Origin of the sequence: Paenibacillus sp. TAF43_2, assembly GCF_052113545.1 — a bacterium.
Taxonomy (GTDB): Bacteria; Bacillota; Bacilli; order Paenibacillales; family Paenibacillaceae; genus Pristimantibacillus.
This window is the reverse complement of the sequence record NZ_JBFRDK010000156.1, coordinates 1-14,697: the sequence shown is the minus strand read 5'-3', so window position 1 is coordinate 14,697 and position 14,697 is coordinate 1. Positions and strand designations below refer to the sequence as shown.

The window sequence follows — 14,697 nt, the reverse complement described above, 5'->3', positions numbered from 1 at the left end:
CACAAGCTGTAAGAGAAGCTGGCAAAACAGGTCAGGTCAAAGTTGTCGGTCTCTCCACGCCGAATTTGATGCGCGATTATTTAAAGGACGGCTCGGCACAAATGGCGACACTTTGGAGCCCCAAAAAACTTGGATATTTAACTGTTGTGCTTGCAAAAAATCTGCTCGAAGGCAAGCTGCCGTATGATGGTCAAGACATTTATAATGTCGGCACTATTAGGGTGAACGGGGATACGGTCATTATGGGAGAACCGATCGATTTTACAGCAGAGAATGTGGATCAATATGATTTTTAAATTTCCAGAGCAACTGCGCTTCAGAAACTATCGGCTCAGCTCTAAGCTTATATTAGTTTATTTACTGCTAAGCGTTATCCCCATGTCGCTGCTCGGTACTTTTTCTTATTTGCAGTACACAAAATCAATTGAAGAACAAATTGGTGAATATATGCCGCGTTTTCTGTATCAAGCAAATGCGAATATAACGAAGCATATGGAGGATTTTGCAGAGCTGCATACGTTAATGTTCAACTCTGACAATATGATCGCTATTTTGCGTCGCGACTCCTATCAGAGCCGTTCACAGCTGAATCAGGACCAATTCGAGGTAAACAATTATTTGGCTCGTACTTATCTAAAYACGGGGAACCCCGATGTTATGGGGGTATTCATATTTTCGAAAAACAGGTTTTTTTACAGTGCGAGATCAAAGTTTACAGGTCTTAATGCGGATAATGCTTTTATCCCTTATGGGCAGGATCTTGATTTACGGGGAAAAGCGAAAATAATTCTTCCTAGCCAAATTAATTTGACATTCGAGAATAACGAACCCTACGTATTGATCATGAAACAGATGAATGATGTGGATAACCGCAAAAGCCTGGCGACTATGCTGGTTGCGGTGAAGCTCTCTTTTATTGACAACATATTGCGGGAGTTTGAACAAAACAATACAGCGGATTTATGGCTAATGAACCGTGAGGGCGAAATCATCTTTCATACAGATGAGGAGAAAATAGGAGGCTTTGATGAAGAAATAAATCGCTATCCCATTCTTAACGGCAGCTTTCGAAAAGGGTCAGGGAAAAAAGCGGTGATCGTCAGCCTTAGCGAATCGAATGATTTTGATTGGATACTAGCTCATAGCATACCGCTAAAATATTTAACAGAGCGTACAGATTTGGTTATGAATGTAACCATTTTTGTATTTATTTGCTTTGTCCTCATTACTTCGATTATTTCGATTTTCTTCGCAATGAATGTAACGCGGCCGATCAAGAAGCTTTCCCGTCTAATGAAGGATGTTGAAATGGGCAGGTTTCAGGTGGATCTTAAGGTCGAAAGCAATGATGAGATTGGAGCACTCGCGCGCAGCTTTAATTCGATGGTAGCTACGATTCATGAGCTGATCGAAACGAATTTTGATATCAAAATTAGACAGAAGGAAGCAGAGCTGTACGCTCTGCAGTCTCAGATCAATCCGCACTTCATGTACAATACGCTGGAGACCATTAACATGGCGGTAGAGGACGGCAGATCGGAAATGGTCGTCGAGATGGTTACACTGCTTGGCCGTATGCTTCGTTTTTCGGTTAGCAACAAAAACAAATTTGTAGCGATTGCGGATGAAGTCCAGCATATTAGCAATTATTTGACCATTCAGAAATATCGATTCAATGATCGGCTGTTGTTTGAGATCGATAAAAAAACGGACATCGAATCCTTTTATACACCCAAATTTATTTTGCAGCCGGTTATTGAGAATGCCATTAAATATGGTCTTGAAACCCGTAAAGCACTTGATATTCGGCTAAGCATTAGTCGTGAATTTGGTGCGCGTTCAGGTGAGGAAGATATCGTTTTTCGCATATGGGACAACGGGCCGGGAATCGATCATGATCGATTGGAGAAGCTCGAGAGGTCACTAAGATCGGAGACACTAGCCCACAAGGATTCTGGTTTTGGGCTAAGCAATGTGAACGCTAGAATAATGATTATGTTAGGCCAGCAGTATGGGGTGCAGCTGCATAGCATTTTTGGCAAGGGAACAGAGGTGATTATCCGTATTCCTGTCATCACCCTGAACGATGTGGCAGAAAAATCGAAAAGCAAGGAGGAGTAAGCATGCACAAGGCGATCAGAACATTGATTGTAGATGATGAAGAAATGATTCGGAACGGCATTGCTAGACTCAYACGCTCTTGCGGTGAGGGGTGGGAAATCGTTGCGACACTGTCTGATGGCAAAGAAGCAATGGATTACTTGCATCAGTCACAAGGGGCAGTAGATTTGCTTATTACGGATGTGAAGATGCCCGTGATGGATGGTCTAACTCTAATAAGCGAGGGCAAACGCCATTATTCCTTCTTCCCGCTCGTAATTAGTGGTTATGATGAATTTCAATATATTCAGACTGCGCTTCGAGAAGGAGCTGTTGACTATTTTTTAAAACCGATTGACCGGGAACAGTTTAAGAATCGAATGGCAGAAATCAAGGTGAAAATCGAAAGCGGACGGTTTCAGCATATGAAATGGAACGAGATGGAAAGAAAATCCGAGGAGCTAAAAACATCGCAGCAAGTGCAACTGTTAAGCTATGTCACTTCGGCAGGGCTCGATATTTCGCGGCTAGGATATTGGGTGGATGAGTTTCCGAAAGGCAGATACGTTCTTCAATATGTAAGCCTCGATGCTCTTCCTGTAAAGACAAGAAGTTATACCCCAAAAGACTGGGAAGCTTATGTTTATGTGCTTGAGAATATCATCAAGGAAGTGGTAGAGAAATGTTCGAATGAATCAGAAATCATAGGCTGGTGCTGGAGAGGGGACGATTCGAATTTTTGGATATTGCTGCATCTTTCCGAGGCTTATGGCGAAAACAACGGTTTATTAGAAAAAACATCGTTCGAGCTGTCTGGTCAAATTCGTTCAGCGATTCAGTCCTACACGCCATTTACAGTTTCAGTATCATGCGGCAGCTCGATTGAGGATTTATATTTGCTGCCAGAAGCAAAGGATCAAGCCTTATCATTAATGTATTATCGTTTATTATATGGCGGCAATCAGTTGTTTGGCCGAGATGGCATACAATTCAAGACGGAGAGCTCTTCAGACCAAATGGATAATGAGCTTGTCCATATTGCGCAGCGAATGAAGCAGGCGGTCGAACAAGTAAATGAGCAAGCAGCGGTTCAGTTTACGAAGGAGTTTTTTGCTCGGCTTGAAAAAATGGATTCGCCTGCCGCCATTCAACGAGCAATAATGAACGCATTTATACTTATCCATTCGGTCGGCGTTGAAATGAAAGTGAATACGCCTATGTTAGATTCGCTCGAGAGCCGACTTCAAACGATTAAACGGGCGATAAACCTTAATGAGCTCAAAGTGGAACTCGATCAGCAGATCGCTCAGCTTGTTCTGGAAATGAAGCGAATGCGTCAAAGCGGCAGCATGAAGCCGATAGAGCAGGCCAAAGCTTGGATCATTGCCAATCTGCAAGAAGACTTAACGATTAAGCGTATAGCTGAGCAAGTCTATATGAATCCCTCGTATTTCTGCCGACATTTCAAGACGCAAACAGGTGAAACGATTCTCGATTACATCACGGGTCTTAGAATGGAGAAAGCAAAGGAGCTGCTTATTGATTCGCAATTAAAGCTCTACGATATAAGCGTTCAGGTTGGTTATCAGGACGTAAAGTATTTCAGCAAGCTATTCAAGCAATGGTCTGGGGAGACGCCATCTAAATATCGAGATCAGAAGTTTTCAAAATGATAGTCAGTATAGTAGAGAAACTAAAGGGTAGGCCTAGTGCCTGCCTTTTTATTTTGTTCACAAACAGCCATATAATGTGGATTCCATATACAAAGCGAATACACTCCCCCATAAGTAACGAATGTCTCCTTCTTCACGATCTGCAATTTCGGTAAGGTAGACCTAGAAGGAAGCAAGAAGCAGCAGCATGTAGAGAACAGCGAAGGATGGAGGGGGATTCGGCAATGGCCGAGTACATTTTAGAGCTAGAAGGAATTACAAAAACTTTTCCAGGCGTCAAGGCGCTTGATAATGTCTATTTTAAGTTGAAGCCCGGTGAGATTCATGCGTTGATGGGCGAAAATGGAGCGGGGAAATCAACCTTTATTAAGGTGATTACCGGTGTCCACGTAGCAGATGTCGGAGAAATCCTCTTTGATGGACAACGCGTGGATTTTAAAAATCCTACGGATGCGAAGCGGATGGGCATTGCAGCCATTTATCAGCATGTTACTTGTTATCCTGATTTAAGCGTCACAGAAAATATATTTATGGGGCATGAGAAAATTCAAAAAGGGACTAAGCGGATTCTTTGGAACGAAATGCATAAGGAGGCCGATAAGCTTCTGAAGGAGCTTGGCGCAGCATTCAGCCCCAAAACGCAAATGGGAGCATTAAGCGTAGCGGAGCAGCAAATCGTCGAAATTGCGAAAGCGCTTTCTGTTGATGCGAAGATCATTATTATGGATGAACCAACAGCCGCTCTTACCAATAGGGAAAGCGAAGACTTGTATCGCATTACAGAGCGTTTGCGTGACAAGGGAACAGCTATTATTTTTATCTCTCATCGCTTCGAGGACATGTATCGACTGGCCAGCAAGGTGACCGTATTCCGGGATTCCAGATACATCGGGACTTGGAATGTGGATGAAATATCGAACCAAGATTTAATTATTGCGATGGTAGGCCGTGAAATTACGCAATTGTTTCCGAAGAAGGAAGCGCAGATTGGGGAAGAATTGCTGCGTGTTGAAGGACTTGGCAGAACCGGCTACTTTGCTGATATTTCTTTTGCGCTGCGAAGAGGGGAAATATTAGGATTGACTGGGCTCGTTGGGGCAGGACGGACAGAGGTTTGCCAAAGCATCTTCGGCATTGAGCGAAGCGACAAAGGTAAGGTGTTCTTCAAGGGGCAGGAAGTGAACATCCGAAAACCGATCGATGCGATGCGTATGGGGATTGGCTACTTGCCGGAGGACAGGCAGAAGCAGGGGCTCGTTCTACAGTGGAGCATCGGTAGAAATATAACATTATCATCGCTTGAGAAGATTTCAAGCAAAGGTGTTCTTAACACCGATAAGGAAGCGAGCATCGCTAAGCAATTAGCTGAGAAGGTAAATGTTAAAGCAAAAAGCATATTTGATTTGGCCAGCTCGCTCTCAGGCGGCAACCAGCAGAAGGTTGTATTTGCAAAGCTGCTGACTGCTGATGTGGATGTCATTATTTTGGATGAACCAACCAAAGGTGTGGATGTCGGCGCCAAATCTGCCATCTATGAAATGATTAGCGATTTGGCATGTCAAGGGTATGGGATTTTGATGGTATCGTCCGAGATGCCTGAAATGATTGGGATGTGTGATCGGGTAGCCGTCATGCGCGAGGGCCGGATAACAGCTTTTCTAGACCGCGATTCGATCTCGCAGGAGGCGATACTTCAAGCATCAATGGCTGACGATCGCCCTCTTATACAACAACATTAAAGGTGGGCATGACACATGCAGGAGAGAGAACTTAGTACGAACGGTATAACCGCAGCTTCTCTTAGAGCTACAAGGCCAACGCGCACGCTCAGCGCAAAGATCGCCAAATTCAGAGAGCTTGGATTACTCGGATTTATTGTTTTGCTTTCCATTGGCGTTCAGCTTCGCAACCCCAGCTTTTTGACCTTGGAAAATATAAACGATATGGTGACGAACACAGCGATTTTGAGCATTTTGGCTGTGGGGATGATGCTCGTTATCGTTACCCGCGGAATTGATCTTTCCATCGGTGCAACTTTGGCTCTTTCAGGCATGATCGCGGCACAGACGGTCAGTGCATTTCCAGAAATTCCAGCTGTCGTCGCCCTTCTGATCGGCACTTTAACGGGGCTTGTCAGCGGTGTGATCATTGGTTTTCTGGTTTCCAAAATTGGTATCCTGCCCATCATAGCCACACTCGGTATGATGAACGTGTTCCGCGGGTTTACTTATCTAACTAGTGGGGGCAAATGGGTTAGTGCACATCAAATGCCTGCAAGTTTCAAAGCGATGGCAACGGGAACAACGCTCGGAATCAATAATCTTATTTTTGTTGCAATCCTTATTTATTTCGTCGCTTATTATTTCGTTAATCATACCCGAACGGGCAGACAAATCTATGCTGTTGGAAGCAATCCAGATTCGGCAGTAATAAGCGGCATTAAGGTAGACAAAATTTTATGGCTCGTATATTCCATTATGGGCGGTCTCTCCGGCTTAGCAGGTGTGCTATGGGTATCCAAATTTGCATCAGCGCAAGGAGATACGGCATCGGGTTATGAGCTCAGCGTAATTGCTGCGTGTGTACTAGGCGGTGTGAGCATTGCAGGCGGTTCTGGCAAAATATCAGGCATCATCCTTGGCTCTATTTTGCTAGGTATTTTGAATAATGCACTTCCTTTGATTAATGTATCGCCATTTTGGCAGAACGGCATTCAAGGCGCAATTATTTTAATCGCGGTCCTTATTAATGCAATCGTCAAGCGCGGCGTTGATCGCAACAATCTTATGAGGAGGAAAATCTAACGCTATGGAGCCGAGAATTGTTACGAATAAGCAGGATTTTTCCTTCAAACGGTTTTTCCTTCAGTGGGAATGGATGTTGGTTGTATTGTTTCTTGCCATAACCGTCATGAATATGAATCTATCAGAGTTTTATTGGGATTACGATAATTTGCGAGATGCAACAATGGGTTTTCTGGATAAAGCATTTATCGTGCTCCCTATGGTGTTCATCATCATCCTCGCGGATATCGATATATCCGTCGCATCGATTGTAGCACTATCGTCTGTTATTATGGCGGACTTATTCAATAAAGGTGTCCCTATTGTGCTAGCTATGGTCATTTGTTTGGCAGTGGGCACCATTTGTGGATGGATTAACGGCATCCTCATTGTGAAGTACAAGGAATTGTCCGCGGTCATCATTACTTTGGCAACGATGATCATTTATCGGGGAATCGCCTACATTATTTTGGAGGATCAAGCAGCAGGATCTTTTCCAGAGTGGTTTAGCTATTTGGGCTGGGGGTACGTGGGACCGATTCCGTTTATCTTAATCGTTTTTGCGGTATTTGCCATTGTGTTTAGCTTACTGCTGCACAAAACCGTGTTTGGCCGACAATTGTACGCGATGGGGAATAACATCAACGCGGCCCGCTTCTCAGGCGTGAATGTTGATCGTGTAAAAGTAATCGTCTTTACGCTTGCAGGACTGATGTCCGCTGTGACTGCTTTGTTTCTAACTTCCCGTATGGGAAGCACGCGTCCTAATATTGCGATGGGCTATGAACTCGACGTCATTGCCATGGTTGTACTCGGCGGCATTAGCACGGCTGGAGGAAAAGGAAGAATGATAGGAGCAATACTAGCTGTCTTCCTCATAGGCTTCCTGCGTTATGGTTTAGGATTAGTCAACGTACAAGCGCAAATCCTACTCATTATTATTGGCTTGCTGCTTATATTCGCCGTTGCCGTTCCGAGGCTAAAAGTAGGTCGGAGTCGTACAAAGAAAACTTAAGTTGGTGCAATACAGTCAATCGGCTGTTTTGTATATAAAGGATTGGACAAAAAAAGGGAGGAAAAACAATGAAAAGAAACAAGGTGTTATTCGTTTGTTTAACTGTTTTGCTTACGATCTCGATGTTAACCGCCTGCGGAGGAGGCAACAGCGGCAGTAATTCTAAAAATACGGGCGGCAACAAGAGCGAAGCTACAGAGAAAAACAAGGGAAATGACACAAAGGACAGCACGAAAAAGAAGAAATATGCCATTATCTTTAAAAACACGGGTAATCCATACGGTGAGAAGCAAATGGAGGGCTACAAAAATGCTGTTGAAGAGCTCGGATATGAAGCGATTTTGAAGGCGCCTGATCAGCCAACTGCAGAAGCACAAATTCAAATGATTGAAGAGCTTATCTCGCAAAAGGTGGACGTGATCGCGATTGCGGCAAATGATCCGGACGCGCTCCAGCCGGCGCTGAAGAAAGCGATGAATCAAGGAATTAAAGTCCTTTCTTTAGATTCAGCGGTTAACGCAGCCAGTCGCATGGTTCATGTAAATCAAGCAGATCCTGAGCGTATCGGCCGCACTCTAATTCAAGGCGTATCGGAAATGATTGGCGGCGAAGGCGAAATTGCGATCCTGAGCGCGACATCGCAAGCGACCAACCAAAACACTTGGATCGAATGGATGAAGAAAGAGCTGGAGGATTCGAAATACAGTAAAATCAAGCTCGTTAAAGTAGCTTATGGTGATGATTTGCGTGATAAAAGCGTGTCCGAGACTGAGGCGCTCTTGAAATCGTATCCTGATCTGAAAGGTATTATTGCGCCAACGACAGTAGGAATCGCGGCAGCGGGCAAGGTTTTAACGGATAAGGGTCTCACTGGGAAAGTGCAATTGACCGGTCTTGGCCTGCCAAGTGAAATGGCGGAATATATCGTGAGCGGGGTATGTCAGTGGATGTATTTGTGGAATCCGATTGATGTTGGTTACTTGTCAGGTTATGCAGCAGACGCATTGGTAAACGGCAAGATCACAGGTGCGGTTGGGGATAAGCTGACAGCTGGCAAACTAGGTGAGAAAGAAGTCGTGAAAGATGGAGAAGGCACGCAAATTATGCTTGGCGATCCCTTCAAATTCGATTCCTCTAACATCGCTGAATGGAAGGATGTTTATTAAAACAAACCTTTCATAATTACACAAAAATCGAAGAATGAGAAGATTGGCCGGGTAGTCGTTGAAGGACCTGCAGCAAGCAGGATATCCTTTCTTGTACTCCCGGCTATTTCTTTATGGATTTATGTTTAGTCTTCCRAATTGAAAGCGATACCAATGTAACGAAAAAGGGAGTGTTTTGGCAAATGAATAGTTTGTTCAAGAAGAAGCTGCTTGGTTTATTTTTAACAACTGTTCTTGTAATTGCTTTATTACAGCCAGTAGCCGCATTCGGAGCACAAGGAACGGGCCAAATGACTGCATATGACTTACATACAGAGTACATCCATAACCCAATCGGAATCGATAACACCAAGCCGAGACTCAGCTGGCTGCTTGAATCAACAGAGAGAGCACAGATGCAAACTGCCTATCAAATCATCGTCGCTTCAGAAGAGAGCCGTTTGGCTGGCAATGAAGGAGACATATGGGATTCTGGCAAAATCATGTCCAGCGATTCCAACAATGTGGAATACAAAGGAGAAGCTTTACAATCCGGAAAACGTTATTTCTGGAAAGTGAAGGTTTGGGATAACAATGATCACGCTTCAGCATGGAGTGAACCGGGCTCGTGGGAAATGGGATTGCTCGCGCCAGCTGATTGGCAAGCCAAGTGGATTGCCGCCTCCACACCTGCGACCGTGCCGTCAAGCTATTCCATCGAGCTGGATTTTACAATATTAAATGATGGGGCTGCCATTTTGTTTGGCGGACCTAATGCCTCCAATAATTTTTTCTGGCAGTTTAATGTAAAAGAAAAAGCATATGCCCAGTTTCGGCCACACACGAATGTCGGCGGTACGAAGCTTATGAAGGAAGTAGATATTTCACGGGTCATTCCGAATGACAAGCAATTGAATGTTGCTTATCATCTGAAAATTGAAGTGAATGGCAAAGAAATCAAAACCTATATCAACAATGAGTTAATCGACACGATGAAAAATGACAATATTTCGTTCGGTCCTATTGGATTCCGCCAGCATAAAGACGCAAGGACGAATGAGCGCGCCTTGTTCGACAATATCGTCATTAAGGATGAACACGGCAAGGAGTTGTTTCAAGCAAATTTTGATGATAAGGAAGCAGCAAGCTTTGAAGGGGGGCAATTAACGGAAGATGGAAAACTTCTCGTAGAGAACGGCACCTTTTATCAGAAAGTCGAGAGCAGAAGCTCACCTATGTTGAGGAAAGATTTTGATATAGCGAAGCCAGTGCGTAAAGCGACTGTTTACTCGACGGCGCTTGGACTTTATAAGCTCAGCCTAAATGGGACACGAGTAGGCAGCGATTACTTTAATCCAGGATGGACGGATTACAATAAGCGTTTGCAGTATCAGACCTATGATGTAACCGACATGCTCCTTGAAGGAGGAAATGCGGTTGGGGCAATGCTGGGTGACGGCTGGTACGCGGGAAATGTGGCACATGTTGGTCCAAATCAGTACGGAACAGAGCTGTCGTTTTTATTTCAATTAAAAATTGAATACGAGGATGGCACAAGTGAAACGGTAATGACTGATTCTTCTTGGCATTCAACGACTTCGGGACCCGTTCGCTACTCCGACATTCTGATGGGAGAGACATATGACGCTCGCAAAGAAATGGATAAGTGGAACCGTTCGAATTATGACGCTTCATCATGGAACGGTGTAAAAGAGGTCAGCCATTTCCGCGGGAAGCTGGTTGCACAGGTAGGCCCTACCGTCAAGGCGACGGAAGAATTGAAGCCGATCTCAGTGAAGCCAAGTGCCGGCACTTATATTTTTGACATGGGGCAGAACATGGTTGGCTGGGCAAGGTTAAAAGTCGAAGGCACTGCCGGAACGAAAGTGAAGCTGCGGTTTGCCGAGATGCTGAAGGATGATGGGACGCTTTACACGGAGAACTTGCGTACAGCTAAACAAACAGATGAATATGTCCTAAATGGAAGCGGGCTTGAGCAATATGAACCGCATTTCACATTCCACGGTTTCCGTTACGTAGAAGTGACCGGTTATCCGGGTGAACCTGCTTTAGATAGCATAACGGGGATTGTTGTTCACACCGATACACCGAAGACTGGGACATTTGAAACCTCAAATCCGATGGTCAATCAGCTTTACAGCAACATCACATGGGGACAACGAGGAAATTTTTTAAGCGTTCCAACAGACTGTCCGCAGCGTAATGAACGAATGGGCTGGACAGGAGACGCGCAGGTGTTCGTTCGAACAGCTACCTATAACATGGAAGTTCCAGGGTTTTATGAGAAGTATATGCGGGATGTTGTTGATGCGCAGGGGGCAAATGGAGCATTCCCAGACGTTGCGCCAAATGTTAGCGGGATGGGTAACGGAAGCAACGGCTGGGGAGATGCAGGCGTTATTATCCCATGGACGCTATATTTAGCCTATAACGACACTTCCGTTATCAAAGAGCATTATGATGCGATGGCGAAATGGATCGAGTTTCTCAAAATGAACAGCAACAAGCTCATTCGTCCGGCCGGTGGTTACGGGGACTGGTTGAGCGTGAATGAAACCACACCAACGGATGTGGTGAATACGGCCTATTTTGCATACAGCACGAATTTATTGTCCAAGATGGCAGCGATCATTGGGAAAACAGACGATGAGGAGAAATATAGTCAATTATTTAAAGATATTAAAGCTGCTTTTAACACCGCGTTTGTTGGTTTGGACGGACAAATCAAAGGCAATACGCAAGCAGGTTATGTGTTTGCACTTCACATGGATTTATTGGATGGAGATATCAAGAAGAAAGCTGCTGAGCATCTAGTTAACAATATTAAGAGTAAAAACTGGCATCTGTCAACCGGGTTTCTTGGTGTAGGTTATTTGCTGCCTGTACTTACAGAGGCGGGCTATACAGAGGTTGCTTATCGCTTGTTGATGAACGATACTTTCCCCTCTTGGGGATACAGCATCAAAAATGGGGCAACGACCATTTGGGAGAGATGGAATTCCTATACACAGGAGAATGGATTCGGTGACGCAGGAATGAACTCTTTTAACCATTATTCGCTTGGCTCCGTTGGAGAATGGATGTTCCGCTATGCGGCAGGAATCGAGGCAGATCCTGAGCAGCCCGGATTCAAACATATTATCATTCAGCCTACACCTGGTGGAGAGTTTAGCCATGTGAATGGAGAATACAAGTCTATTTATGGCTTGATCAAGAGCCGCTGGGAGCAGGAGGGCTCAGCCTTCAAGCTGAATGTGACGATTCCAGTTAATACAACAGCGACTGTATACATTCCAGCGGTAGATAAAGCATCCGTGAGCGAAAGCGGACAGCTTGCTGAAGAAGCCGTTGGTGTCAAGTTTTTGCGAATGGAAGGGGACAAAGCGGTCTATTCGGTCGGATCTGGAGCATACTCGTTCGCTAGTACGATGGCTGATTCCAACTTAAAGCTGGAAAGCATCAACTTAAGCAGCAAAGCATCGAAGCTGCAGCAAGGTGAACAAACTCAGCTTATATTAAGCGGAAGTATGGATAATGGCATGGAAGCCGACTTCACTAATGCAGAGATCAAGTATGAGAGCAGCAACACTAATGTGATCAAGGTTGCTGATAACGGAATCGCAGCTGCAGTTGGACCCGGCTCCGCAGAAATTACGGCAACTGTAAAATCAGGAGAAGTTGTGCTTACCTCCTCTATTCGGTTGATCGTAGTTACCGGGGCGAATCTGGCGTTAGGCAAAAAGGCAACCGCACGAGAAACGTTGGAGATTTCGCCAGAGTGGGGGGCAGCAGGGCTCACAGACGGCAATTTGGCGCGAAAATATTCATCTACAGGCTCTCCTTCGCAATCTCAGGAAAACAATCCGCTTTGGGTAGAGATTGATCTGGGTGCCAATCAAGATCTGAATAGTGTGGTGTTGTATCCAAGAACGGACTCCAGTACAAAAGATTCACGAACCGCTTCCTACCCTATCGATTTCCTTATTCAGGTTAAGCCTGATGGAGGAGATTATATAGAAGTAAAGAGGATGACTGGAGAGCCGAACCCGTTGATGCTGCCACAGCTTTATACGTTTGAAAACCAAACCGCTAGATATGTGAGGTTGTCGGTCAATAAGCTTGGGGATATGGCATCAGACGATATTTACTATAGGCTTCAATTAGCTGAGCTGGAGGTATATAACAATCAAGCTGGCTTGCCTGTTACTGGCATAAGCTTGGATCGTACTTCGCTCGAAATGAAGGATGGAGAAAGCATCGAAATTGCTGCGACAGTGCTTCCGGCAAATGCTGCAAATAAGCGGGTGCATTTTGAGTCGAATCACGAGAGCATTATCATCACGAATGTTCATTATGATGAAGCAAGTGATACTACCAAAGCAAATGTAACAGCAACCAATAAGGGAGCAGATCAAGTCAATGGCATCATAACTGCGACGACAGAAGAGGGCAGCAAGACGGCTGCGCTAAATGTTACGGTAACCGCAGCTTCCGCAGAACGAGATATGGCTGCTTTGTCAGGAAGTAACACTGTCATAGCAGGACAGGGAACGGAGTGGACGGTCGGTGCTGAAAATGTAGGCTCAAACTTCACGGCACTTGATGTTATTGTTCATTATGACCCGCAGAAATTCGAATTCCAGACGGTTGGGGAAAGTACTTACCTCTCGCTGGACCCATCGGTCATTCAATCGTTGAAGCCGAATTTCGAAGTGTTTGGAACGGCGGTTAAACCCGAGCTTGGCCAGATTCGGATCATCATGGTCACCTCAGGCCAGCAGCAAGCAGGTATTGACGGTGGCAATCTGTTCCGCCTCCACGCGAAGGTGAAACCGAGTTCGCCAGCAGGCAATACAACGGTATCGCTGTCTGATTTCCAAGTGTCGGATAGTGGCAAGGGAACAATGATGAATGTATCGCGAGCTGTACTCTCGATGGAAGTGCTCCTCGCTGACAAAACAGCGCTGAATACGGCAATCGAACAAGCGCAGGCGTTACATGATGCCGCAATGGAAGGCACGCAGCCGGGCCAGTATCCAACGGGTTCTAAGGCTACATTGTATGCAGCAATCAACAGTGCGATTGCAGTGAAGAATGATCCGAATGCGACTGTGGAGCAAGTCACCATAGCGCTTAACGGCTTGAATGGAGCAGTAAAAGTGTTTAATGATTCGGTGATTCCATCAGCTCCTGGTGACAGGACGGAGTTAAACCGATTGATTGCAGAAGCACAATTAAAACATGACAGGGCAATCGAAGGCACAAAGGTCGGCAAGTACGCTGCGGGATCAAAAGCGCTGCTGCTGGCAGCCATTAACACAGCCAAGAATACAGGAAGCAGCCAGTGGCAAATAGATGAGGCTGTAACGACACTAAACAAAGCTCTACAAGTTTTCAAAGCGAAGATTGTGACACTGATCGAGGGACAAACGAAGGTTACGATTCGAGATCTGTCGATCATAGCGAATTTCTATGGTGTCACCTCCAAAGATCCAAACTGGTCTGAAATTGAGAAAGCAGATGTGATCGGCGCAAATGTAATCGACATTCGTGTATTAGCTTCTATTGCGCAAATGATTCTTGAAGAGTGGAGCTTGGAATAGACATACGAATTTCGAATAGGAGGCAGGCACACTAACCTGCCTCATAATCTCTGCTATGAAAGGATTCATGCGATATGTCGAATGCAAAGAGAATGGCGATAGTATTCACAATTTTAATCAGTATGTTCAGTTTAATGCCTATTTCGGCAATGGCGGATAAGGCAGCTGCTTCTTTTGAACTAATGATTACTAGTCAAGAAGCCAAAACTGAAATATCAGTAGTAGGAAAAAACTTAACCGATGTATTTGCCTATGATATTTCGATGAAATACGATTCCACTCGATTGAAGTTTGTTGGAGCACATACGGCTTTGACAGGTTTTTCTGTCGATCCGATCGTAAAGAAGGGGACCATTC

The 14,697-nt window shown here is 44.9% G+C and carries 9 protein-coding genes; all 9 read left to right on the top strand.

The window, feature by feature from the left end:
* The coding region (locus AB4Z17_RS25515) for a substrate-binding domain-containing protein (protein WP_441962884.1) at nt 1–296 on the top strand (296 nt) is incomplete at its 5' end.
* Entirely contained in the window at nt 286–2,121 is a 1,836-nt protein-coding gene (locus tag AB4Z17_RS25510; RefSeq protein ID WP_441962882.1) for a cache domain-containing sensor histidine kinase, read from the top strand. The genes AB4Z17_RS25515 and AB4Z17_RS25510, both read left to right, overlap by 11 nt.
* A 2-nt stretch (nt 2,122–2,123) precedes the next feature.
* Entirely contained in the window at nt 2,124–3,773 is a 1,650-nt protein-coding gene (locus AB4Z17_RS25505) for a response regulator transcription factor (RefSeq protein ID WP_441962880.1), read from the top strand.
* Nucleotides 3,774–3,997: 224 nt separating this feature from the next.
* Nucleotides 3,998–5,512 carry a sugar ABC transporter ATP-binding protein gene (locus AB4Z17_RS25500; protein ID WP_441962879.1) on the top strand — a complete coding sequence of 505 codons (1,515 nt, stop codon included), beginning with the start codon at nt 3,998–4,000 and terminating at the stop codon, nt 5,510–5,512.
* A 15-nt stretch (nt 5,513–5,527) separates the two neighbouring features.
* On the top strand, nt 5,528–6,577 hold the full coding sequence (locus tag AB4Z17_RS25495; RefSeq protein ID WP_441962877.1) for an ABC transporter permease: 1,050 nt from the start codon (nt 5,528–5,530) through the stop codon (nt 6,575–6,577).
* Between the two features lie 4 nt (nt 6,578–6,581).
* Nucleotides 6,582–7,571: an ABC transporter permease gene (locus AB4Z17_RS25490; protein WP_441907354.1), complete on the top strand. Its 990-nt coding sequence runs from the start codon at nt 6,582–6,584 to the stop codon at nt 7,569–7,571.
* A 68-nt stretch (nt 7,572–7,639) separates the two neighbouring features.
* Nucleotides 7,640–8,737: a rhamnose ABC transporter substrate-binding protein gene (rhaS, locus tag AB4Z17_RS25485; protein ID WP_441962875.1), complete on the top strand. Its 1,098-nt coding sequence runs from the start codon at nt 7,640–7,642 to the stop codon at nt 8,735–8,737.
* Between the two features lie 182 nt (nt 8,738–8,919).
* On the top strand, nt 8,920–14,340 hold the full coding sequence (locus tag AB4Z17_RS25480; RefSeq protein WP_441962874.1) for a family 78 glycoside hydrolase catalytic domain: 5,421 nt from the start codon (nt 8,920–8,922) through the stop codon (nt 14,338–14,340).
* Nucleotides 14,341–14,414: 74 nt separating this feature from the next.
* Nucleotides 14,415–14,697, top strand: a 283-nt coding sequence (locus tag AB4Z17_RS25475) for a hypothetical protein (protein WP_441962873.1), incomplete at its 3' end; no start/stop codon positions are given.

Coding starts and splice junctions, on each gene's coding strand:
- AB4Z17_RS25500 (WP_441962879.1), top strand. CDS start 3,998: ATGGCCGAGTACATTTTAGAGCTAGAAGGAATTACAAAAACTTTTCCA.
- rhaS (WP_441962875.1), top strand. CDS start 7,640: ATGAAAAGAAACAAGGTGTTATTCGTTTGTTTAACTGTTTTGCTTACG.
- AB4Z17_RS25480 (WP_441962874.1), top strand. CDS start 8,920: ATGAATAGTTTGTTCAAGAAGAAGCTGCTTGGTTTATTTTTAACAACT.
- AB4Z17_RS25495 (WP_441962877.1), top strand. CDS start 5,528: ATGCAGGAGAGAGAACTTAGTACGAACGGTATAACCGCAGCTTCTCTT.
- AB4Z17_RS25490 (WP_441907354.1), top strand. CDS start 6,582: ATGGAGCCGAGAATTGTTACGAATAAGCAGGATTTTTCCTTCAAACGG.